This is a genomic window from Pseudomonas sp. B40(2017), assembly GCF_002112855.1.
GTDB lineage: Bacteria > Pseudomonadota > Gammaproteobacteria > Pseudomonadales > Pseudomonadaceae > Aquipseudomonas > Aquipseudomonas pharyngis.
Genome location: NZ_NEIT01000001.1, coordinates 583,422 through 604,001, shown reverse-complemented (window position 1 = coordinate 604,001; position 20,580 = coordinate 583,422). Strand labels below are relative to the sequence as shown.

27 protein-coding genes are annotated in these 20,580 nt (G+C 58.8%); 24 read left to right on the top strand and 3 right to left on the bottom strand.

Annotated features, from left to right (window positions below):
• Positions 1-24: 24 nt before the first annotated feature.
• Genes CAF76_RS02715 through CAF76_RS02700 form a run of 4 tightly spaced genes read left to right on the top strand, consistent with a single transcriptional unit; the run spans position 25 to position 2,154 of the window.
• Positions 25-615: a hypothetical protein gene (locus CAF76_RS02715; RefSeq protein WP_085646726.1), complete on the top strand. Its 591-nt coding sequence runs from the start codon at positions 25-27 to the stop codon at positions 613-615.
• Positions 616-672: 57 nt separating this feature from the next.
• Positions 673-1,176, top strand: a complete 504-nt coding sequence (locus tag CAF76_RS02710; protein WP_085646725.1) for a DnaT-like ssDNA-binding protein — start codon at positions 673-675, stop codon at positions 1,174-1,176.
• Between the two features lie 16 nt (positions 1,177-1,192).
• On the top strand, positions 1,193-1,561 hold the full coding sequence (locus CAF76_RS02705) for a hypothetical protein (RefSeq protein WP_085646724.1): 369 nt from the start codon (positions 1,193-1,195) through the stop codon (positions 1,559-1,561).
• On the top strand, positions 1,558-2,154 hold the full coding sequence (locus tag CAF76_RS02700) for a hypothetical protein (RefSeq protein ID WP_085646723.1): 597 nt from the start codon (positions 1,558-1,560) through the stop codon (positions 2,152-2,154). The genes CAF76_RS02705 and CAF76_RS02700 overlap by 4 nt, the downstream gene beginning before the upstream one ends.
• A gap of 7 nt (positions 2,155-2,161) precedes the next feature.
• On the opposite strand, the gene CAF76_RS02695 is transcribed toward CAF76_RS02700, so the two are convergent.
• Positions 2,162-2,647, bottom strand: coding sequence for a hypothetical protein (locus CAF76_RS02695; protein WP_085646722.1), 486 nt, complete (start codon positions 2,645-2,647; stop codon positions 2,162-2,164).
• A gap of 59 nt (positions 2,648-2,706) precedes the next feature.
• On the opposite strand from CAF76_RS02695, the gene CAF76_RS02690 reads away from it, so the two are divergent.
• The 19 genes from CAF76_RS02690 (at position 2,707) to CAF76_RS28990 (ending at position 19,368) form a co-directional block, all read left to right on the top strand.
• Positions 2,707-3,135 carry a phage tail terminator-like protein gene (locus CAF76_RS02690; protein WP_085646865.1) on the top strand — a complete coding sequence of 143 codons (429 nt, stop codon included), beginning with the start codon at positions 2,707-2,709 and terminating at the stop codon, positions 3,133-3,135.
• A 39-nt stretch (positions 3,136-3,174) separates the two neighbouring features.
• A complete protein-coding gene (locus CAF76_RS02685; protein WP_085646721.1) occupies positions 3,175-3,834 on the top strand; it encodes a phage tail protein in 660 nt (219 codons plus the stop codon).
• 9 nt (positions 3,835-3,843) lie between these two features.
• The gene (locus CAF76_RS02680; protein WP_085646720.1) at positions 3,844-4,224 is read left to right on the top strand and encodes a phage tail assembly chaperone; all 381 of its coding nucleotides are present in this window, start codon (positions 3,844-3,846) and stop codon (positions 4,222-4,224) included.
• Positions 4,225-4,301: 77 nt separating this feature from the next.
• Complete coding sequence (locus CAF76_RS02675) at positions 4,302-4,547, top strand: DUF1799 domain-containing protein (protein WP_371857883.1); 246 nt, start codon at positions 4,302-4,304, stop codon at positions 4,545-4,547.
• 27 nt (positions 4,548-4,574) lie between these two features.
• A complete protein-coding gene (locus CAF76_RS02670) occupies positions 4,575-7,631 on the top strand; it encodes a phage tail tape measure protein (RefSeq protein ID WP_085646719.1) in 3,057 nt (1,018 codons plus the stop codon).
• Positions 7,631-7,969, top strand: coding sequence for a phage tail protein (locus CAF76_RS02665; RefSeq protein ID WP_085646718.1), 339 nt, complete (start codon positions 7,631-7,633; stop codon positions 7,967-7,969). Before CAF76_RS02670 ends, CAF76_RS02665 begins: the two co-directional genes overlap by 1 nt.
• A 9-nt stretch (positions 7,970-7,978) precedes the next feature.
• Positions 7,979-8,728: a phage minor tail protein L gene (locus CAF76_RS02660; RefSeq protein ID WP_085646717.1), complete on the top strand. Its 750-nt coding sequence runs from the start codon at positions 7,979-7,981 to the stop codon at positions 8,726-8,728.
• 1 nt (position 8,729) lies between these two features.
• A complete protein-coding gene (locus CAF76_RS02655) occupies positions 8,730-9,503 on the top strand; it encodes a C40 family peptidase (protein WP_085646716.1) in 774 nt (257 codons plus the stop codon).
• 47 nt (positions 9,504-9,550) lie between these two features.
• On the top strand, positions 9,551-10,183 hold the full coding sequence (locus tag CAF76_RS02650; protein WP_143491797.1) for a hypothetical protein: 633 nt from the start codon (positions 9,551-9,553) through the stop codon (positions 10,181-10,183).
• 30 nt (positions 10,184-10,213) lie between these two features.
• Positions 10,214-10,636 carry a hypothetical protein gene (locus tag CAF76_RS02645; RefSeq protein ID WP_085646714.1) on the top strand — a complete coding sequence of 141 codons (423 nt, stop codon included), beginning with the start codon at positions 10,214-10,216 and terminating at the stop codon, positions 10,634-10,636.
• Between the two features lie 53 nt (positions 10,637-10,689).
• Entirely contained in the window at positions 10,690-11,292 is a 603-nt protein-coding gene (locus CAF76_RS02640; protein ID WP_085646713.1) for a tail assembly protein, read from the top strand.
• Positions 11,289-12,023, top strand: a complete 735-nt coding sequence (locus CAF76_RS02635) for a DUF4145 domain-containing protein (RefSeq protein ID WP_085646712.1) — start codon at positions 11,289-11,291, stop codon at positions 12,021-12,023. Before CAF76_RS02640 ends, CAF76_RS02635 begins: the two co-directional genes overlap by 4 nt.
• Before the next feature lie 56 nt (positions 12,024-12,079).
• Entirely contained in the window at positions 12,080-15,685 is a 3,606-nt protein-coding gene (locus CAF76_RS02630) for a host specificity protein J (protein ID WP_085646711.1), read from the top strand.
• Positions 15,685-15,981: a hypothetical protein gene (locus CAF76_RS02625; RefSeq protein WP_085646710.1), complete on the top strand. Its 297-nt coding sequence runs from the start codon at positions 15,685-15,687 to the stop codon at positions 15,979-15,981. Before CAF76_RS02630 ends, CAF76_RS02625 begins: the two co-directional genes overlap by 1 nt.
• An 8-nt stretch (positions 15,982-15,989) precedes the next feature.
• On the top strand, positions 15,990-16,715 hold the full coding sequence (locus CAF76_RS02620) for a hypothetical protein (RefSeq protein ID WP_085646709.1): 726 nt from the start codon (positions 15,990-15,992) through the stop codon (positions 16,713-16,715).
• A 64-nt stretch (positions 16,716-16,779) separates the two neighbouring features.
• A complete protein-coding gene (locus tag CAF76_RS02615) occupies positions 16,780-18,003 on the top strand; it encodes a pyocin knob domain-containing protein (protein ID WP_085646708.1) in 1,224 nt (407 codons plus the stop codon).
• 11 nt (positions 18,004-18,014) lie between these two features.
• Positions 18,015-18,428 (top strand): hypothetical protein, encoded by a 414-nt coding sequence (locus CAF76_RS02610; protein WP_085646707.1) that lies wholly within the window; start codon positions 18,015-18,017, stop codon positions 18,426-18,428.
• 58 nt (positions 18,429-18,486) lie between these two features.
• Entirely contained in the window at positions 18,487-18,912 is a 426-nt protein-coding gene (locus CAF76_RS02605) for a cell wall hydrolase (protein ID WP_085646706.1), read from the top strand.
• 243 nt (positions 18,913-19,155) lie between these two features.
• Positions 19,156-19,368 (top strand): lysis system o-spanin lipoprotein Rz1, encoded by a 213-nt coding sequence (locus tag CAF76_RS28990; protein ID WP_371857879.1) that lies wholly within the window; start codon positions 19,156-19,158, stop codon positions 19,366-19,368.
• Positions 19,369-19,417: 49 nt separating this feature from the next.
• Here the strand turns inward: CAF76_RS28990 and CAF76_RS02595 are convergent, their stop codons facing one another.
• Complete coding sequence (locus CAF76_RS02595; RefSeq protein ID WP_085646704.1) at positions 19,418-19,762, bottom strand: hypothetical protein; 345 nt, start codon at positions 19,760-19,762, stop codon at positions 19,418-19,420.
• Positions 19,763-19,964: 202 nt separating this feature from the next.
• Here CAF76_RS02595 and CAF76_RS02590 point away from each other — a divergent pair, with 202 nt between their 5' ends.
• Positions 19,965-20,177: a hypothetical protein gene (locus tag CAF76_RS02590; RefSeq protein WP_085646703.1), complete on the top strand. Its 213-nt coding sequence runs from the start codon at positions 19,965-19,967 to the stop codon at positions 20,175-20,177.
• A 93-nt stretch (positions 20,178-20,270) separates the two neighbouring features.
• On the opposite strand, the gene CAF76_RS02585 is transcribed toward CAF76_RS02590, so the two are convergent.
• A complete protein-coding gene (locus tag CAF76_RS02585; protein WP_085646702.1) occupies positions 20,271-20,480 on the bottom strand; it encodes a hypothetical protein in 210 nt (69 codons plus the stop codon).
• Positions 20,481-20,580 lie beyond the last annotated feature (100 nt).

Genomic DNA, 20,580 nt, shown 5'->3' with positions numbered 1-20,580 from the left:
GCGATGGCCGCTACGGAGACTTTTATGGAACTGGTTTATTCCACTCAGAATTCGGATTTCGATCCGGAAAGGCGGTACCGCAATCCGGCTCACTTTGATCGGCCAGAGTCTGGCGTAACCCATGCGGTCGTGATCGGCGACTGGCCAAAGGTGGTCGATGCCTATGAGGCGCTGGGAGTCGAGGTTTCAGTATTACAGCCTTTGATCAGCCAGCCGGCTGCTTCGGGTAATGCTGACGCCATTGTCGGTTTGGAACAGGACAACGCCGCGCTGCGCGCTGAGCGCGACGGCATTTTGCGACTGATCGACGCCGCCGAGGGGCAATCGGAACTGGAGCATCCGGGCGCCGGCGAACTGCCGCTCCGTTTGTTCGGTGCGCTGAAAGCCATACATGAGGGGTTCGAAACCCTTACGGGTGAGCGCGACAATTTGGTTGGCGAGGTTGAATCTCTGCGCGCTGAAGTCGAACGCCTGAAGGCGGCAGCGGAACCGGTCGACAATGCCGAGAAGATCGCGAACCTCAAAGCGCAACTCGACGCCGCCAACGTGACGTATCGGGCGAATGCCTCGGTAGAATCGCTGGAAAAGGCAGTTGCTGACCTGCAGCAGGCGTAATCACCCGGGTGCCCGATGACGTGGTATCCGGTCCAGAACACCACAGCGAGCTGATTCATGACTCTGATCATAGAGGACGGCACCGGCAAGCCTGACGCCGAAAGCTACGCATCCGCCGAAGACCTGGCGATGTATGCCGTGAAATTCGGTGTGACCATCCCGGCGGAAGTGCCAGCACAGGAAGCGCTGCTGCGTCGTGCCGCACTGGCGATGGATGGCATGACGTGGAAGGGGCGGAAGACCAGCAGCGAGCAGGCCCTGTCCTGGCCGCGCCGTGGCGTTGAGCTGGATCGCGAGATCAAGCCAGACAACTACCTTCCGGCGCGGATCCAGTACGGTCAGATGGCGCTGGCTGCGGAGATCCATCAGGACGATATTGATCCGCCTGAAAAGCGCAAAGGCGCGGTAACGCTGGAACGAGTCGAAGGCGCGGTAACTCGCGAGTACGCGACGATCCCAAACACCAGCGGCCGACTGCTGCCGGCGGCGCCGGATCGTCCGAGCGCAACCCAGTTTGCCGACTACCTACAGAAGCGCGGACTGTTCGCGGTGCGCGCATAGCTGAAACGGAGCCCACATGGCCTTCTACGACGAAATGGCCGTGATGGCTCTGGAGATGATCACAGAGTTTGGTCAGCCGGTGACTATCCGGGCAACAACAGTCGGTGAGTACGACCCGGAATCCGGATCGGCACCTCCCGACAGCACCAAGGAGCAGATCGCCCAAGGCATCCTGCTCGACTTCACCGGTCAGGAATTCCAGAACAACAGCCTCATCAAGCAGGGCGACAAGAAGCTCAAGATCGCCGCGCAGGGGCTGGAGTGGGTGCCGGACCTGCTGAACAAAGTGATCATTCAGGGCCGCTCCTGGTCCATCGTGCCGCCTCTGAAAGAGGTCAACCCGGCCGGCACACCGATTTTGTATGAGCTGCAGGTGCGGTCATGAGCAGAGCGGGCGCTGGCCAGTCCGGTAGCTTCGCCCTGAGCCTGGCCGAATTCGCGGCCCAAACCAGTGAGGCGATCGACGCCAGTGTGCGCGAGATCATCATCGAGGTCGGCAGCAGCCTGATCCGTATGTCACCGGTGGGCAACCCCGAGATCTGGGCGCAAAACGCCGTAGCGACGCAGTACAACAAGGCCGTCGACGAACACAACGCTGCGCTGCGCAATGACCCGGACAACCTCACCAAGAGCGGCCGGCTCAAGAAAGGTCGCAAGCTCAACGACGGCATGGACGTCAAGGCGCCAGAAGGATACGTCGGCGGCCGCTTTCGGGCGAACTGGCATCTATCCATCGGCGTGGTCGAGAACGTCACATTCGACGAGGTGGACCCGAGCGGCGCTGAGACCATCGCGGCATTGGTTGCCGCCATCAGCGACTTCACCGCTGGACAGGTGGTCTACCTCATCAACAACTTGCCCTATGCGATCCCGCTGGAGTTCGGCTATTCCAAACAGGCTCCCAGCGGCATGGTTCGGGTGACCGTGGCTCGCTTCCAGCAAATCGTGCAGGAGGCCATTAGGAACAATCAGGTATGAGAAAGAGTTAGGTCATCGGTCGTTGAGATTCCTGGTCTTGATGAATGGCATCAATAGCAGCAGCGACTAGTTGTGCATCAGGGATAATTTCATTTTGGGGTTGCTCATATTCGTCCACCAGCCTTCGTATGCCAATGATGTTGAGCTTGTTAATTTGCCAGTTGTACGTCTGCATAAATGCGATGGAGTCATCGAAAGCTCGCTCCTGAAAGTCTTTCGACTGTTCAGTGCCCAGTTGCAGTGATTTGAAGACCATTTGAACATGATCCAACACTGACTTATCTATGAGGCCTTGCGCATACATTGCAAGCGCGGCTGTTCGTCTCGCATAACCGTAGGTCATTTTTATAATTGGGGTGTTCGCCATGATTGCCTCTGCTGCGTCACCCAAATCGTTATTTATGTCAACGAATACGTAGCCGGTTCTGTGGTTGCGTAAAACCAATTCAGATAGCTTCTGGCTTGGTTCTTGAGTTTTCTTCTTGAAAAACACAATCCATTTCCTTCTGTGAAATGAAAGCACTATGCCACCTGAAGGGCAAAGGGGAAATCATGAGTCACGCACGCGCCCGTCAGGCCATCGAAACGAAGCTGGTTGCGTGGTCGGCTGCGCGTCCTATACGAGTGGCCTATTCGAATCAGCCATTTACACCAGGTCCATCTGAAACCTATTTGCGGGCCTTCCAGCTACCAGCCAGTACCAACTGCCGTTATCTAGGCGGCGACGCCTACGAGTACACCGGCATTTATCAGATCAGCATCGTCTGTCCATCTGCCCAGGCCATGGCCACCGCCGAGACGCTCGTTGAAGAGCTGACACGGCTCTTCCGCGTAGACACGCCGCTGGCCCGCAACGGGTTCGATGGGCTCATCACTGAGCCGGTAGATCAGGGGCCAACTATCACAGAGTCGGCGACCTATACGGTCCCGACCAGCTTCACCTACGCAGGTGTCGCAGACCAACCGCCCGCTGGGGCATAACCTACCGCCGTCAGGCGGGCATTCAAGAGGAAACAAATCATGGCCGCACGCTTCCCGCTGCCGAACGGCGCTGTGCTGGAGATCGCCAGCATCATGGGGTCCGCCGTCCCTTTCACTGCTTTGACCAATGCGAAGCCGCCGGTAGCAGCCTCCGTTGGCCACGACATCGAGAACGGCGATGTTTTGCTGATCAACTCCGGCTGGGCGCTCATCAATGATCGCGCGGTAAAGGCGTCCGGCGTTACCGCTGATGCTTTTGCGTTGGCTGGTCTCAATACCACCAACACCGACAAGTTCACCGCCGGTGCGGGGGTAGGTTCCGTGATTCCGGTGTCAGGCTGGACGCAAATCTCGAAAGTCACCTCTTTCACATCCTCCGGCGGCGACCAGCAATATCAAACTATCGGTTACCTGGAGGATGACGACGACAAGCAATTTCCAATCAACCGCAACCCGACCACGATCACCATCGTGGTAGAGGATCAGCCGACCGCTCAATACGTGGAGACAGTCGAAGGATTCGACGACACCAAAGAGCTGGCCGTCGTACGCATCAAGCTGCGTAACGGCGATCAGATTCTCTACCCGGGTTATGTGAGCATCACTCCAGATCCGACGATGGAGCGAAACAACGTCATGACTCGCACCATCAGCATCGGGCTTTCGGCTCGATCGCTCCGCTATCTGGCCGGCGTCTAAGGAGTTCCCATGGCAAAGATCAGGATCGCCCAGAACCCTACGTTCAAGGCTCTCGTTCACATCCCTATCGTTGGGTGTGAGCCCGAGGCAATCGAATTCACCTTCAAGTATCGGGATCGACCGGCACTCGCTGCGCTGTTCGACGAGTGGAATTTGAAGGCGAAAGAAATGCGCGAGGGATTCGGGGAAGTCGCCACACTGTCGGATGTCGTTGCTGCTGAAACTGAGTTTCAGGTGCAGCAGATCAAGGATCTGGTCGCGGGCTGGGGCTTCGATGACAAGTTCGACGACAAGAGCATCCTCGCCCTTGTTAAATCCTGTCAGGGCACCGCTGAAGCGGTGGTGAATGCCTATCAGAGTGCATTTAATCAGGCCCGCTTGGGAAACTGAAGGAAGCAGCCGCGGCGTTGTACGAAAGCGGGCCATCTGCTGAGCAGTTGGCCGTCCTCGGGCTGACGGCTGCCGATATGGAGGGTGACGATGTAGAGGTTTGGCCATGCAACTGGCCGGTCTTCCTGCTGTTCAAACGAATGTCCACGCAGTGGCGGGTCGGCGCCGGGGGCGCCATCGGCCTGGATTACAACTGCATCCGCGACGTTGCCGGCTTCCTCGGCATCAAGAAAAAGAATCTCGCTGAAATCTTTCCTGACCTGCAGGTGCTGGAAGGCGAAGCCCTGCGCGTCATGGCGGAGGAAAGGGAAAACAGCCCGTAAGAACGGGCACTTATTCAAGGTGAGTCGATGAACATTTCCGAACTCGGCATCAAGATCGACTCGGCCGATGCAATCGAGGCAAAAACCAGCCTGGATGATATGGCGAAAGCTGGTGGCCGGGCCGAGCAGTCCGCCGTTTCGCTGATGAACGAAATGCAGGCGCTGGAGAAGTCGCTTTCAACCAGTGCCAAGACCACGCAGGATCTCGCGAAACAGCGCGATGCGCTCGCGAAACTGACCAAAACCGGAGCCTATGGCGAGGCCGAAGCCGCGAAGATCTCTGCACAGCTCGACAAGCAGCAGGTCGCTCTCGCCAAGTCGACCATGGATGAGCAGAAGGCGCTCAATAGCCTGCTGGGCGCCATTGACCCGGCCCGCGCCGCGCTGGCGAAACTGGATTCTCAGGTCGAGCAACTGGGCAAACACCTGGATGAGGGGCGAATCAGTCAGGAAGACTACAACTCTGCCCTGAGCAAGATCGACAAGGACTACGACAAGCTCAACAAAACCACCACCGGTTTCGACAAGCTGCGCCTCGGCACCCGTCAGGCACAGGAAAACGTCGTACAGCTGGGAAATGCGCTGTCGTCTGGCGACTGGGGTAGTGGTGTTCGTGCGGTTGCTCAGTTGGGGGCCGGAGCCGGTGAGGGCGCTGCCGGTCTGCTGGCCATTCTCGGCCCGCTGGCGCTGGCCACTGCTGCTGTTGGCGGCCTTGCCTATGCCTTCTACAAAGGCAGCGAGGAGCAGGACAGCTACAACAAATCGCTGATCCTTACCGGCAACTACGCTGGCGTGAGTGCTGGGCAATTGGGCGATATGGCGCGGCAGGTTAGCGCTACGGTCGGCACCACCGGACAAGCGGCCGAGGTTTTGGCGCTGCTTGCGGGTAACGGGAAAATTGCCGGTGAAAGCTTCACGGGCATCACCCAAGCTGCCGTGTCGATGCAGGAAGCAACAGGCAAGGCCGTCAGTGAGACGGTGGCTGAGTTCGCCAAGCTCGCCGAGGACCCAGTCAAGGCGTCCGCCGCGCTGAACGAGCAATACCACTACCTGACCGCGTCTGTTTACTCGCAGATCGCCGCACTGGAGAAGCAGGGCGACCACGCCGGCGCGGTGAAGCTGGCGACCGAATCGTTCGCGGATGCAATCAATCAACGCACCCCGAAGATCCTGGAGAACTTGAGCTTCTGGGAAAAGGGTTACAACGCCGTAGCCCGCGCCGCTGATGGACTGAAGAACATCGGCCGTCGCGACATCAATGCAGAGATCGAGACCGCACAGAACGATCTCCGCGAAGCCGAATCCATGGACGGCTTGTTTCAAAGCCAAAAGTCGAAGGATGCCCTCATCGAGTTCCGGCGCAACCGCCTGAACATGCTGGAGGACCAAAAGGCCGCAGAGGCTGACATAGCCAAATGGGAAGGCGAGCAAGCGAAGGCTCAGCAGGATGCCGTTACCGCCATGGGAAAGGTCGACTCCTTGACCAAATCTGCGTGGACGAATGAGAAGAAGCGCACCGAAGCGATCAAGGAGTACAAGCGGCAGCTCGAAGAGATCCGCAAGGTCGCACCCAACGACCCGCGCCTGAATCAGGCAGCGATCGACAAGAACCTGGCGAACATCAACGACCAGTTCAAGGATGCAAAGGCGGCTGGCACTCAGGTCGATCTGACCGGCTTCAACAACGCCAAAAACAACCTGGCGGCCATCAGCGAGGAGTACAAAAACGCCCAGAAGGAACTGGACGCAGCGCAGAAGGCAGGGCTCGTTTCGCAGGCCGACTATGCCCTGAAGCGTGAAGCCCTGATTGGCAACGAGCGCGACGAGGTGACCGCAGCCTACGAGGCTGAAATCGCCGCACTGGAAGCCGCCAAGGCGAAAAAGACCACTTCTGCTGCGCAAAGCATTCAGCTCGACCAGAAGATCGCCGATGCGCAAGCCGGGTTGGTCAAGGCGCAGAAAGAGGCGGACAGCCAACTTGAGGTTCTGGCTACGAACGAGACCGGTCGCCTTGCTCGACAAGAGCGGTCGATCACGACCTACGTTCAGGCACTGGCTCAGCAGCAGCGAGCGCTGGAGCTGGCAGGACAGCGCGCCGTTCTCGGCGTCGGCCAGGGTGATCGCCAGAACGCACTCAATAACGAGCTGAATAGCCAGCAAGACCGGTTCGCACAGCAATCTCTGGAGCTGGCAAACCAGAAATCTGACCCGTCGCGGAATATGTCCGAGGAGGAGTTCAGCCGTAAGTCGCAGGCTCTCGCCGATGCAAACAAGGCCGCCACCGACCAGATCCGCCAGAACTACGCGGATGTGGAGGCGGCGCAGGGAGATTGGACTAAGGGCGCGACATCGGCCTGGGCCAATTACCTGGATTCGGCGAGCAACATTGCCGGCCAGACGAAAACCCTGTTCGGTAACGCCTTCAGCTCGATGGAAGACGCAGTCGTCAACTTCGCCATGACCGGGAAGCTGTCGTTTGCTGACTTCACCAAGTCGATTCTCGCGGATATGGCGCGGATCGCGACCCGGCAGGCCAGCTCGGCATTGCTGAGCAGTCTCGTCGGCGCGGCCACCAGTTACTTCACGGGCGGTGGTGGCGGGAATGGGCTGGCGGCTGGATCAGCAGGTGCGACGTCGTCGAATCTCGGGGCGTCCTCGGCGGGTTATTCCAGCAGCTACTTCCCGCAGGCGCTCGGCGGTGCCTGGTCGTCAGGCGTGCAGATGTTCGCCAACGGCGGTGCCTTCACCAACAGCATCGTCAGTACGCCAACCGCCTTCGGGATGGCCGGCGGCCGACCCGGTGTCATGGGTGAAGCGGGGCCTGAGGCGATTATGCCGCTCACCCGGACTTCCAGCGGCAAGCTGGGTGTTCTCGCCGCCGGCGGTGGTTCCGGGACTGCGATCAGCATCAGCGCACCGGTCACGGTGGTGACCCAGGATCGAGGCTCCGAAGGAATGCAGATCGACCAGCAAGCCCTTTCGAAAAACCTTCAAACACAGATGCGAGCCGTGGCGGAAAGAGTCGTGGCCGACTCTTGGCAGCCTGGTGGAGCCAGCTTCCGACGCGCAAATGGGAGGTCCTGATGGCCATCGAGAAATTCACCTGGCCAACCGAGCGCGGGGAAACACCCGATATTACTTATCGGGTGCGCACCTCGAAGTTTGGCAACGGCTACGTGCAAAACGTCGGGGACGGACCGAACAACAAGGAGGACTCGTATCCGGTTACCTGTGTAGGTCAAAAGGCCAAGGTGTTGGAGATCATGAAGTTCCTCGACCGGCACGCTGGTGCGAGGGCGTTTCTCTGGACAACGCCGCTCGGCGAACTCGGTCTGTTCACCTGCAAAAATCCCGCTCCAACTCCGGTGGGCGGCGGCGTCTTCAAACTCACCGCCACGTTCGAGCGGGCATTCCAACCATAAGGGGCAATCATGCCGCTGATCAGTGACATCCAGGTGCTTGAGCCTGGCAGCGAAGTGCTGCTCTTCGAATTGGACGGCACGGACTACGGCGCGGATGTTCTGCGCTTCCACGGGCACGCGATACCGCACACGGCGGCCGAGTTGGTCGCCGCCGGCGACGACGCGGACCAGCTGCCGGCGAAAGCGATCTACTGGCAGGGCAACGAGTACAGCGCCTGGCCGATGCAGATCGACGGCATTGAGGCGAACGGCGACGGCACGGCAGTGCGGCCAACCCTGTCGGTCGGCAACGTCAACGGTCGCATCACTGCGCTCTGTCTGGCGTTCGAGGATCTGCTCGAGTTCAAACTGACGATGCGCCACACGCTGGGCACGTACCTGGACGCGGCGAACTTCCCGGCGGGTAACCCAACGGCAGATCCAACCCAGGAGACGATCGAGGTCTGGTACATCGACCAGAAAACGAACGAGGACGGGGAGACGGTGAGCTGGGAGTTGGCCAGCCCTGGCGACGTCGGTAACGAGTCAATAGGCCGGCAGGCTACGACGCTGTGCCACTGGTGCCTCACCGGAGGTTACCGAGGGCCGAACTGCGGCTACACCGGCCCGTACGTGACCAAGGACGGCATCGTTACTGACAACCCTGAACTTGACGAGTGCGACGCCACGCTGGGCAAGGGATGCATCCCACGCTTCGGCGAGGGCAACCAGCTGCCCTTTGGTGGCTTCCCGGCCGTTTCGCTGATCGCACGGAGCTGACATGCGCAAACACATTTTGAACGCGATCCAAGCGCACGCGGCGGCCGAGTACCCGAAAGAGTGCTGCGGGCTGCTGCTGGGCGTCGGCCGCAAACAGCAGTACTACCCGTGCCGCAACGTCTCGAGCGAGCCGAACGAAGAGTTCCGAATCGATCCGGAGGAATACGCGGCGGCGGAGGACATCGGCGAGGTTATCGGCGTGGTGCACTCGCATCCGGACGCCACCAGCCGACCGTCACCGCGCGACCTGGCCATGTGCGAAGCGACCGCGTTGCCCTGGCACATCCTGAGCTGGCCCGAGGGCGACCTGCGCACCGTGATGCCTTCCGGTGAGGTGCCACTGCTAAAGCGGGCATTCGTCCACGGTGCCTGGGACTGCTGGCAAGTCTGTGCAGACTGGTACAAGCGCGAATGGGGGTTGGAGTTCGAAGCCTTCAAACGCGCCGACGGCTGGTGGGAAAGCAAGGAAAACACCAGCCTGTACGAGGCGAACTACGAGGCCGCCGGCTTCTATCGGGTCGACCAGCCGCAGCGCGGCGACATGATCGTGATGGAGGTGGGGCGAACCGTGTACCCGAACCACGCCGGTATCTTTCTCGGCGCCGATCCTTCGCTACCTGGCGAGGATGCCGCGACATTCGGCTCCGGGCCGTTTCTGCTGCACCACCTGTATGGCAGGCCTTCGGAGGTCATTGTATACGGTGGACCTTGGGCACAGCGCGTCAGATTCATATTAAGACACTCGACTGCGCGCGGAAAAGTTGCTTCGAATTGAGTCCTCGTTCAAGCTTTCCCCCGCTCAATATTTACATTGATTCAGCCATGGACGAAGGAAAAAAGCCGATGCGCGAGAAGATGCAACTAGGCGTGCACTACAGAGTGGACAATCCATTACTTGAAAAAATTAGAATCATAGATGGATATGTTTATCCCGGCTCTGGACCGCGTGGCACAGGGGGGTATGTAGGCGTAAGAGGGGTCGGCCCGAAATACGAGGGAGAGCTTTACCTTTCGAGTGCTCCAGGAGGGGAGGATTTAAGACATCTCAACGGAAAAATCCTCATCCAAGGTCTATTAGCAATTTTTCCCGACGGCGGTCAGTATGATATTTACAAAGAGGGCACAGAGGCTCCCTCCGGTAAGATCGGGCGACAAAAAGCGATAGACGCCATGCTTGTTAAATTCAATCACGACATCAAGGCGGTGCTAGATGTATTCAACAGGGCACTGGGAGAAAGGCTTGATAATGATGCTCGTACCGATCTGATCAATCTGTTTGGAATGCTGGGCCCCAGAGCAACATCTGATTCGGCCGTAGCCAAGTTGAACGGAATTCTTTTTGGGCTCCAATTGGCCGGAGCCATGTCACAAGATGACGTTATTGAATCACGAGTCCTGTTTAAGAAAATTGGCGAAACGAGATCAGAGTTGTCGACACTTGGATATCGTAACTAGCGGGCGCTCTGGTGAGCGGAGAGACTGCATATGCGAATTTTTATAGCTGGAATGGCAGTGGTAATGCAGACGGGATGTGCCTCGACGGCGATTTCGGTAATAGATGCGAAGCCGGTACCGCGAGATGAGTTGTACGCTTTTCAAGCCAAGCCAGCCGGGGAAAGCGGCAAGATCACTGTTGTCAGAGATTCCGGAATGGTTGGATCTGGCTGTGACATCGTGGTGTACGTTGATGGCCGGAAGGCGGCAAAGATTGGAACCGGACAGCGCGCTTCCTTTTACCTGCCTACGGGCAACCCAAGTATCGGGGCAGGTCTCGCCGGCTCTGGACTCTGTGGCGGGGCGGCTATCCGCACGATCTCTGCCAATGTGCAAAGTGGCAAAGAAAGCCTCTACCGTATCAGTGGCGATATGAGCGGCTTTTTCATCGGCCCTTACGTCGATTACCAGTAAGTGAATTTGCAATCAGCCGCCTTCGGGCGGTTTTTTTATGTCTGGAGAAAGTCATGCAGTCGACTGTTGCTCACTATCAGCCGATCACCACGATCAAATTATCCGGGTCTTTGGCGGCCAAGTTTGGCAGGGTTCATCGTCGAGTCTTGGACTCGGGCCAAGCATGGGAGGCGTTCCGAGCGCTGAAGGCGACACTCGAAGGTTTCAAAGAGGAGATACAGCGTCTTGACCGGCTGGGTATGCGCTTCGCCGTGTTTCGCAATCGAAAGAACGTTGGCGAAGCGGAGTTTGGCTTGGGAGGTGCGGCCGATATTCGAATCGTGCCGGTCATCCACGGAAGCAAGAAGGCTGGATTAATTCAAACCATCGTCGGCGCGGTTCTGATCGTGGCAGGCACGTTTCTTTCGACCACGCCATTTGGTGCGCCACTGATTGGCGCCGGTATCGGCCTTGTCGCCGGCGGCGTGATCCAGATGCTAAGCCCCCAAGCCTCAGGCCTGAAGCAAAGCGCATCCCCAGAAAACGCCCCGTCCTACGCCTTCGGCAGCGCGAAGAACACCACGGCCAGCGGCAATCCGGTACCGATCTGCATCGGCGAGCGTCAGTGGGGCGGGATGATCATCTCTGCATCGATTTACGCTGAAGATAAGACATGACATCCTCAAGTATCAGCGTACAGGTGGTGAAGGATTCTATGGAAAGCATTTCGTTTGAGATGGTTCGACAGTGGGGAACAACCGGGAGCAGCAGGTATCCGAAGTCCATTAGTCAAATGTGCCCATGCTGTGGAGACTTGGTAGTTTATACAACTGCCATTGCTTATCATGACTCTGCAACTTGCAGCATCGGATTACGTTCTTCGTGCCCATCTTGCAGCGAGTTTGTCTCCTTCTGGGCCATCAGGTCTTCCGCATCGGAAATTAGCGATGGCAACCCTGCCGAAGTGTTCATGTATCCAAGATCGCGCCCTTCATCGCTTGTTACCGATTTCCCTGAGTCCGTACCTGTTGCGATAAGGAAATCTTTTGAGTCCACATCCACTTCATTTATGACCAAAAATTATCCAGCTACAGCTGTCATGGCTCGTAGGACATTGGAGGGTATTTTTAAATACCTACTCCCGGAAGGGAGCAGAAAGGGAAGCTTGGCGGCGCTGATAAAACAAGCGATGGAGCAACATAATTTGGCAGCTCCTCTGTCCACCTTGGCTCATGCAATCCGTGACGGTGGCAATCTTGGTGCTCACTTTGACGAAGAAAACGAACCAACGGAATTAATGGCGCAGCAGATGGTTGAGCTGCTGAAATATTTGATTTCTTATCTGTATGTGCTTCCAAGCCAGATCAAGGATCTAGAAGATTCGCTCGCCAAGGAAGCACCGCATTAGACGTATTTTTTAATGAAACCGCCCGTGAGGCGGTTTTTTTATGCCTGGAGGAAAGCATGGGCGCAGCAGCACAAAAGGAAATCTTCGGCGAGAAGGGCGGCAGCAGCAAACCGAAATCACCGGTCGAAGCCAGCGACAGCCTGCGCTCGACCAACCTGGCAAAGCTGCTGATCGCCGTGGGCGAGGGTGAGTTCGACGCCGTACCGACTGAATACGACATCTACTTGGACAACACGCCGATACGCGATGCCAGCGGCAATTACAACTTCCCGAACGTGAAATGGGACTGGCGCCCGGGCTCTGTGGATCAGACCTACATCCCGGGCATTCCGTCCGTTGAAAACGAGACGTCACTGAACATCGAGCTGCGCAGTGATGCGCCGTGGGTGCGCTCGATCACCAACACCCAGTTGTCGGCCGTGCGCTTGCGTCTGGCCTGGCCCGCGCTTCAGCGCTCTGACGATCAGGGCAACATTGGTGGCTACCGGATCGAATACGCTATCGACGTGGCCACTGATGGCGGCGCGTATCAGCAGGTGCTGGTGGACGCGGTCGACGGCAAGACCACCACGCGCTACGAGCGCTCGCGCCGAATCGATCTGCCGGACGCCACCACGGGCTGGCAGATCCGCGTGCGCCGCCTGACGCCGAACCAGAACAGCAACAAGATCGCCGACACCATGCTGGTTGCCGGTTACACCGAGGTGATCGACGCCAAGCTGCGCTACCCGAACACCGCGCTGCTCTATATCGAGTTCGACGCCGAGCAGTTCACCAACATCCCGGCCGTGACCGTGAAGTGCAAGGCCCGGCGCTGGATGGTGCCGAGCAACTACGACCCGATCCTGCGCACCTATACCGGGACGTGGGATGGCTCGATGAAGTCGGCTTGGACCAACAACCCGGCGTGGATCACCTACGGTATCTGCACCGAAGAGCGTTTCGGGCTGGGCAAGCGCATCAAGCCGTTCATGGTCGACAAATGGGAGCTGTACCGGATCGCCCAGTATTGCGACCAGTTGGTGCCGAACGGGCTCGGCGGCCAGGAACCGCGCTTCCTCTGCGACATGAACCTGCAGGGCAAGGCTGATGCCTGGTCACTGCTGCGCGACATCTCGGCCATTTACCGGGGCATGACGTACTGGGCACAGGGCCAGCTGGTGATGCAGGCCGACATGCCGCGCGCGCAGGACTTCGACTACGTGTTCACCCGGGCCAATGTCATCGACGGGAAGTTCTCGTACGGCAGCGCATCGGCGAAGACCCGGTACACCCGGGCCCTGGTCAGCTACGACAACCCGGCCAACAACTACGACACCGACGTCATTCCGTTTGCCGACCTGGACCTACAGCGCCGATACGGCGACCGGCCGACCGAGCTCAGCGCGATTGGCTGCACCCGCGCCTCCGAGGCGCAGCGCCGTGGCAAGTGGGCGATCCTCAGCAACAACCAGGATCGCACCGTGTCGTTCAAGACCGGCATGGAGGGCGTCATTCCGCTGCCCGGCCACATCATCCCAGTGGCGGACTCGTTGCTGGCGGGCCGTGAAGTTGGCGGACGGATCTCGGCAGTGGCGGGGCGCGTCATCACGCTTGATCGGGATACCCAGGCCAAGGCCGGTGACCGGCTGATCATCAACCTGCCCGGCGGGCGTGCTGAAGGTCGCACCGTGCAGAGCGTCAATGGCCGCGCCGTCACTGTAACGGTCGCCTACAGCGAGCCGCCGGTGGTGCAGCTGCAATGGGCGCTCGATGCCGATGACTTGGCCATCCCGCTGTATCGCGTCCTGCGAACCAAGCGCACGACCGAGGGCGACTACGAAATCAGCGCCTTGCAGTTCGAACCGAGCAAGTTTGCGCACATCGACACCGGCGCACGCCTGGAAGAGCGGCCGATCAGCGTTATTCCGATCACCGTGGTGCCGCCGCCGGCCAGCGTCACCCTGGCGTCGAGGTCGTCGGTGGTGCAGGGGCTGGCCGTGGCCACCATGACCATCAGTTGGCCCGCCGTGGACGGCGCAGTCGGCTATGACGTGGAGTGGCGCAAGGACAGCGGCAACTGGATCAAGGTGCAGCGCATCGGGATGACCAACGTGGAAGTGGTCGGCATTTACGCCGGTGCCTACGTGGCCCGCGTTCGCGCGGTGAGTGCGTACGACATCACTTCGATCTGGCGCAACTCGATCCTGACCAACCTCAGCGGAAAGCAGGGGTTGCCGCCGGCGCTGGCGTACCTCAAAGCCACCAGCAAAATTTATGGGATTGGACTGGAATGGGGTTTTCCACCTGGTGCTGAGGACACCCAACGCACGGAGATCTGGAACAACAAGGTCAATGATCTGGCCTCCGCAGTGAAGTTGGCAGACTTTGCCTACCCGCAGTCGAATCACGATATGCAAAACATCGTGCCTGGGACCAGCCTGTTTTTCTGGGGACGGCTGATTGACCGCATCGGCAACGTTGGCCCTTGGTTTCCGCTGATCAACGGTGTGAATGGCCAAGTCAGCATTGATCAGTCGGAGTATGAAAAATATTTCCTCGGCAGAATTCAGGAGTCGGCGCTTGGTGAGCAGTTGCTCAATGAGATCGGCAAGATCTCTGGTGACGGCGAGGGCTCGGTCAATGAACGACTTGAGCAAGCGAAGCAAGAACTCGCCGAGCTGATCGGTGAAATCACTGACGCGATGGTCTACGACCCGAGCAAGTCTTACCTGAAAGGCGAGGTGGTTCGGCTCGATGGCCGATTGTTCTCGGCGCTGAAAGCCGTACCTGCAGGAACTGCGCCGCCGAATGCGGAGTTCTGGTATGACATGGGTAGCATTGCCGAGACCACCAACGCCCTGGCCTTGCAAGTTCAACAACACTCCGCACAGATCGACAACATCGACGGCAAAGTCACGGCAGTCGCATCGTCCATGCAGGCTCTCCAAGCGGCATGGCGGCCGGACGACGGCACTGGAGACATGGCAGACGCGCTCAGTGAGTGGAAAAACAAATCGAGCATTGTCACCAATGACAAAGTCAGGGCTGAGGAGAGCCTTGCATCGGCGACCCGGATAACCACCCTTGATGCAGCGGTCGGGCAAAACGCGGCCAACATCACCACACTCGAATCGGCAGTAGCCACGGACAAGGAAGCCACGGCTCGGCGAATCGAAACGGTCACAGCGACAGCAAACGACGCAACGGCCAAGGCTGAAACGGCAAGCACGGTAGTGGCCGGGCTCAACGGCAAGGTATCGGCACTGACCACCATCAAGACTTCGACCACGGTCGGCGGGCGGACAGTGATGGCCGGGCTGGCGATTGGGGTCGACGGAGAATTGCAGGAGTCTCAGATTCTCGCGTTCGCCCAGCGCTTTGCCATTCTCGACGAAGTCAGTGGGCAAATGATTGCGCCGTTCGTGGTTCAGGGCGGTCAAGTGTTCATGAACACGGCGATCATCAGCCAGGCCTTCATCAAGGAGCTGGTGCTGGGCATGACGCTGCGGTCTGCTGCGCTCAATTCGCAAGGATTGCCGTTACTGGAAATCAACATTCCAGCAGGGACGTTCACGTTGCGCGGCCAGTCCAGCACCGGCTACACGCTCCTCAACAACAACGGTATCTACGTCTACGACCTGAACTACATCGAGCGCGCTGCACTCGGGAAGATGACTTGATGGACTACTACGGTGCGCGGACGAAAAACGCATTCGGGGTGGTGACGCTTGAGACATCGACCATGACGGTGCGGTCGATCGTGACGAAACAAATCACTGTGCCTCCCATCACCAGTGATCTCACCAGCTTCATCAACATGCCGGAGATCACCGCACAGTCGTTTGTGTGTGTGACGCTCCCTGACCCCACAAATGAGTTTGCTGCTTTGCCGGCCGTATTCTGGTCGGTGGGGCAGCTGAGGGTTCGGCGCGGGCAAGGAATGGTACTCAACGTTTTTATCCTGACCTACCAATAGGAGGGGGCATGGATTATGGATTCAGGTCACGCAACGGGCTGAACTTCTTTCAGGTCGACAGTGAAAACAGGGTGCTCAATGTGGCCGCATCCGGTAGTTACACCATCGGAAAGCCAGCCAGCGCTCCGGTCACAATCACCCAGGCGGTGATCACGTATCCGGTGCCGATCACCACCATTGAAGCGCCACATGTTTTTCTCAATCCCACGAATCAGGGGATGTATCACTCGCTGGTACAGATGGGCGGCCCGGGTAACTGGACCGGGTTTTATTTCAAGCTTCACCTGATGGCACCGTTCAACAGTTCGGACTGCAGCGGGCGCTGGTTGGTGGCGACGTTTCGTTCAACATCACCGCCCAACGAATACGACTTGCGGCTGCGAAACGCGGCCAACGAGCAAATCTTTGTGGGCGCCGACAACCTCCTTGTCATGACCGGCTTTCCCATCAACGAAGGCTGGTCACTCGACAATCGAGGGGGGGAGGCTTCAGGCGTCTACTGGAGCGGTTACCAGATGCCGTGGACGGGGTCCTATGACGATTACTTTCTTGCATCAACGCTACTCGGCGGAAAAATTTACAACGGCAACACCACACTCGAAACCCCGTGCGGCTTCCACGCCGGAGTGCGCACAACGCTCAATGGGTACGTTGGGGCACTGGTAAGCACGGAGGGCGGGACCGCGAAAAACGGAAGAACCACATTTGCTGCCCGGCCTATGCGCCCGTTGTAGCGTTGCAGCAAATTCACAAGCCCGCCGATTGCGGGTTTTTTATTGCCAAAAAATAGGAGGCGCCATGCCTTGGCTGAGAGGTGGGACGGTCGCCGTTACCAATGGCTCCACAACGGTAGTCGGAACGAATGCGGATTTCGCCGCGAACGCGCGCAGCGGTGATGCATTTGTCGGCCCGGACGGCTTGAACTATGAGATTGGCAACGTTGCCAGTGCGACAGTGATTTCTATCATTCCGGCATACAAGGGCCCCACGGTCAGCGGATCGGCTTACGCGATCATGCCGGTCCAGGGCTACCCGAAGACGCTGACGGACGAGTTCAGAAATATCAGTCTGCAGTGGGGGCAGAAGCTCGCTGCGCTGGGCACGACCGGCAACTATGAAACCCTGCCGATCAGCAAAGGCGGCACCGGAGCGACAACGCAGGCAGCTGCACAAACGGCTCTGGGGCTGGTGCCAACATCCAGCCGTCTCGACACCACGGCGGGTCGCATGGTGAAGGTCGGCGACTACGGACGTAACGGTGGGGCGAACATCGTTCAAACCGCAGGCGTCGATGCAAACGCACTCCCGGTGCCGGCCAGCTACGTTTTCAACGGTGGCGGCATCAACGTGCCGGAGTCGGCTTATCTGGATGTGATCAACCACGCGGTCGCCGGATATTCCAAGCAGTTTGCGACTGGCCTGCTCACCGACAACTGTTACACCCGCGTCCAGAACAATGGGAGTTTCGGGGCTTGGCGCCAGTTCGTTACCCGGCCGATCGGCGGCGCAATCGCGGTAGCCGAAGGCGGCACGGGCGGCACCACACAGGCCACGGCCCGAACTGGGCTCGGGCTCAAGTCAGCGGCGGTGGCGGATATTGTGGGTCCGGTCAGTCAAGCGGCGGGTGTGCCGACCGGGGCCGTGATGAGCTATTCCATCGACACAACCACCGGCGACAGGAAAACGCTGTATGCCAATGGGCAGATGACCTTTGACGGCACCCGGCAGGCGAACGTGGCGGTGGGCCCCGGAGCATTTATTGCACCAGCGATTGCCCGCCCGGCGGAATTTGTAGGAAACGTATCGTCGTCCAGCGACCTTGCGTTTTTCACTGGCGGATCCGCAACTGGGAACCAGCTCTACGCAACACGTCAGTCGCTGACATCTTCGACCAACCTGTATTTGGGGGCTTTCATCAACATGGGACGATCTCCAGCGACAGAGACCCCAAACCTTGCGCTTGGCTCGACGACAGCACAGAGCTATCTGTTCTGGTTCTCGTCCGTCGGACGCTGGTTCTAATCGAGGTTCACATGCCATACGCAGCAACCAACCAGATCAGCACGGCACCCATTGAGGGCGGCATCGAGATCACCGAAGAACAATACGCCGAGGCCGTGGCCAGCATCGAGGCCGGCAATTTCCTGTTCGTTTCGGTAGAGGGTGGGATTTTCAGCACCAGTCCGGCGCCACAACCGCCTGAAAGCCAGACTCCCGAAGAGCAGGCGCACTGGGACCGACTCAGCGAAATCGCGGGCGAGGACGCTTGGCGCGCCGCCGAGGTGGCTTTCATCACCGATCAGATCATTGCGCTTGAGGACGGCGACCCATCGGCCATGCCCGGAACGGTTCAGCAATGGCGCGAGTACCGCATCGCCGTCCGAGGATGGAAGGACGGGGCGCCGGGATTCCCGGAACCATCGGCCAGGCCATCCCGCCCGGCGTAATCAGCTGAACCACGTCAACCCGCCGTCGAGCGGGTATTTTTTTGCCTGGAGAAAAGTGATGCCTGTAACCGAGAAAGACCGCGACGTCCTTGCTCGCACCCTGTGGGGCGAGGCGCGCGGCGAGAGTCTGGCCGGAAAGATTGCCGTGGCCTGGACGATTCGCAACCGCGTGTTCGACGGCAAGACCAATTCATGGTGGGGGGAGGGCTATGCCGGCGTGTGCCAGAAGCCGTACCAGTTCAGCTGCTGGAACAAGGGTGACCCGAACTATCCATTTCTGAGTGGCGCGCGGGAGATCCCTTTCCGCGAGCTGGCGCAGTGTCGGATTGCGGCTGACCAGGTAATCGACGGCAAGGTGTCGGATCCTACCGGCGGCGCCACGCACTACTACGCGCGCAGCATGAGGACGGCGCCCGGCTGGGCGGCGAAGGCCAAGCAGACCTTGAAACTGGGCGGCCACGTATTTTTCAAGGATGTGCCGTGATGGTCGTGCCGTGGCGAGTTGTCGGCGCGGTGGTGCTGGCGCTCGCCGGCGCTGCCTTGGCTTGGCAGGTTCAGGACTGGCGCTACGAAGGGCATCTGGCCGAGCAGTCCAGGCTGCACACCGAAACCCTGAATCAGCTGACCCTGGCAGCCGCCACCGCGCAGCAGGCCGAGCAGGACAAGCGGCTGGCGCTCGAGCAGCGGCTGGCGGCCAGTGACAAAACCCACTCCGAGAAAATGACCAATGCCCAAAAAGACCAGGCTCTTCTGCGCGATCGCCTTGCCACTTCTGATCTGCGGCTGTCAGTCCTCCTCGATGCGGGTTCAGCCGATGGCTGTTCAGTGCCTGCCACCGCCGGCCCCGGCGGCGTGGATCATGCAACCGTACGCGCCCAACTTGACCCAGCGCATGCTCAACGAATTGTCGCCATCACCGACGAAGGTGATCGGGGATTGATTGCTTTGCAGGCGTGCCAGGCCTACGTCAGGGATTTGGCTCCCAGCCGCTAGATGCTTGTCTTCGTCTGGGGCGTCAGCCCTTCAAGCATTCCGCGAAGGGTGGCCGCTTCCTTCTTGTGCGCGTTTGCCGACGTGCGAAGGCTGGACATTTCTCGGCGGAGCAATGCCGTCTCTGCCGCTTTTTCACGCAGTGTCGCCATATACCCGTCCCGCTGCTTGACGGCTTCGGCGTGCATTTCGACCAGCTTGAATATCCGTTCCCGCTCTTCGCGGAGCTGACGGTTCAGTTCCTCGAATTCATTTTCGTAGAGTGCGAGCTGATGCCGGCAGGTTTCGAGCGGCGTCGGACAGCCGAGCCAGTCGTCGGTTTCTTCTATATAGAGCGGATCCACGGGAGTGCCTTGCTGTGTACTGTTTGGATATACAGTAATCGAGGCGCGGCAGGCGGGCGAGGGTGAGGCGACGAGCTGTAGGATTTTGAAATGGTGTTCGGTTGGCAGAACGCCGGAGTAAGGAAGTGCTATCAGTTTGGCTGCAATTGGCCATTCTTTGCGATAGCCTCGAGAAATCAAACCCAAAAGAGGAGTTTTGGCGATGGCAAAAGCGTTGTACGGGGTTTATTTCATTTTCACCCTAGGAGTTGTCGGAATGGGATATTCATTTTTTACGGCGTCCAAGGACATTGAACAGGACGCCTATTCATGCTTGAGGCTTCCCCAGGCGGAAATGGATAAATGCATGGATGGTGTGACAAAGCGCGCCACGAGTCTCCAAAAGACTGCCAGGGTCATGACAGGCCAGAATTGAAGATTTGAGTAGTCACCTTGACATGGTGGGGGCGCGAAGCCGAGCTCGTTATGCCTTGGTACGGTCCAGCGCGACGCTTTTGATCGACTGCAATCAATCCGGCGCCATCAAAACCGCTAGGGTCATCTTGATGAATTCTTCATTTCTGTCGATCGCAGTGAGGGAGCTACGAACATTCTCGCCGACCTCCGTAGCTCCACGTTTCTCAACCCAGAGGGTGAGCTCCATGATGGCTGCCTCAAGAGCGAGCTGGTTTTCGTTGATTTTGTAGAGCAGGGAAGGGAGCAGATCAGAGTTCGGCATTTTGGTTTCCTCCGTGGATGAAACCAGCGTAGCAGTGGTGGTTGGTTATGAGCTGGCTGGGCGCCAAAGGAGGGAAGTGAAGCGCAAAAATCTGCACCGC

What these genes read in the sequence shown, in the direction of transcription:
- CAF76_RS02715 (WP_085646726.1), top strand. Translation starts at nt 25, where the DNA reads ATGGAACTGGTTTATTCCACTCAGAATTCGGATTTCGATCCGGAAAGG.
- CAF76_RS02710 (WP_085646725.1), top strand. Translation starts at nt 673, where the DNA reads ATGACTCTGATCATAGAGGACGGCACCGGCAAGCCTGACGCCGAAAGC.
- CAF76_RS02705 (WP_085646724.1), top strand. Translation starts at nt 1,193, where the DNA reads ATGGCCTTCTACGACGAAATGGCCGTGATGGCTCTGGAGATGATCACA.
- CAF76_RS02700 (WP_085646723.1), top strand. Translation starts at nt 1,558, where the DNA reads ATGAGCAGAGCGGGCGCTGGCCAGTCCGGTAGCTTCGCCCTGAGCCTG.
- CAF76_RS02690 (WP_085646865.1), top strand. Translation starts at nt 2,707, where the DNA reads ATGAGTCACGCACGCGCCCGTCAGGCCATCGAAACGAAGCTGGTTGCG.
- CAF76_RS02685 (WP_085646721.1), top strand. Translation starts at nt 3,175, where the DNA reads ATGGCCGCACGCTTCCCGCTGCCGAACGGCGCTGTGCTGGAGATCGCC.
- CAF76_RS02680 (WP_085646720.1), top strand. Translation starts at nt 3,844, where the DNA reads ATGGCAAAGATCAGGATCGCCCAGAACCCTACGTTCAAGGCTCTCGTT.
- CAF76_RS02675 (WP_371857883.1), top strand. Translation starts at nt 4,302, where the DNA reads ATGGAGGGTGACGATGTAGAGGTTTGGCCATGCAACTGGCCGGTCTTC.
- CAF76_RS02670 (WP_085646719.1), top strand. Translation starts at nt 4,575, where the DNA reads ATGAACATTTCCGAACTCGGCATCAAGATCGACTCGGCCGATGCAATC.
- CAF76_RS02665 (WP_085646718.1), top strand. Translation starts at nt 7,631, where the DNA reads ATGGCCATCGAGAAATTCACCTGGCCAACCGAGCGCGGGGAAACACCC.
- CAF76_RS02660 (WP_085646717.1), top strand. Translation starts at nt 7,979, where the DNA reads ATGCCGCTGATCAGTGACATCCAGGTGCTTGAGCCTGGCAGCGAAGTG.
- CAF76_RS02655 (WP_085646716.1), top strand. Translation starts at nt 8,730, where the DNA reads ATGCGCAAACACATTTTGAACGCGATCCAAGCGCACGCGGCGGCCGAG.
- CAF76_RS02650 (WP_143491797.1), top strand. Translation starts at nt 9,551, where the DNA reads ATGGACGAAGGAAAAAAGCCGATGCGCGAGAAGATGCAACTAGGCGTG.
- CAF76_RS02645 (WP_085646714.1), top strand. Translation starts at nt 10,214, where the DNA reads ATGCGAATTTTTATAGCTGGAATGGCAGTGGTAATGCAGACGGGATGT.
- CAF76_RS02640 (WP_085646713.1), top strand. Translation starts at nt 10,690, where the DNA reads ATGCAGTCGACTGTTGCTCACTATCAGCCGATCACCACGATCAAATTA.
- CAF76_RS02635 (WP_085646712.1), top strand. Translation starts at nt 11,289, where the DNA reads ATGACATCCTCAAGTATCAGCGTACAGGTGGTGAAGGATTCTATGGAA.
- CAF76_RS02630 (WP_085646711.1), top strand. Translation starts at nt 12,080, where the DNA reads ATGGGCGCAGCAGCACAAAAGGAAATCTTCGGCGAGAAGGGCGGCAGC.
- CAF76_RS02625 (WP_085646710.1), top strand. Translation starts at nt 15,685, where the DNA reads ATGGACTACTACGGTGCGCGGACGAAAAACGCATTCGGGGTGGTGACG.
- CAF76_RS02620 (WP_085646709.1), top strand. Translation starts at nt 15,990, where the DNA reads ATGGATTATGGATTCAGGTCACGCAACGGGCTGAACTTCTTTCAGGTC.
- CAF76_RS02615 (WP_085646708.1), top strand. Translation starts at nt 16,780, where the DNA reads ATGCCTTGGCTGAGAGGTGGGACGGTCGCCGTTACCAATGGCTCCACA.
- CAF76_RS02610 (WP_085646707.1), top strand. Translation starts at nt 18,015, where the DNA reads ATGCCATACGCAGCAACCAACCAGATCAGCACGGCACCCATTGAGGGC.
- CAF76_RS02605 (WP_085646706.1), top strand. Translation starts at nt 18,487, where the DNA reads ATGCCTGTAACCGAGAAAGACCGCGACGTCCTTGCTCGCACCCTGTGG.
- CAF76_RS28990 (WP_371857879.1), top strand. Translation starts at nt 19,156, where the DNA reads ATGCCCAAAAAGACCAGGCTCTTCTGCGCGATCGCCTTGCCACTTCTG.
- CAF76_RS02590 (WP_085646703.1), top strand. Translation starts at nt 19,965, where the DNA reads ATGGCAAAAGCGTTGTACGGGGTTTATTTCATTTTCACCCTAGGAGTT.
- CAF76_RS02585 (WP_085646702.1), bottom strand. Translation starts at nt 20,480, where the DNA reads ATGCCGAACTCTGATCTGCTCCCTTCCCTGCTCTACAAAATCAACGAA.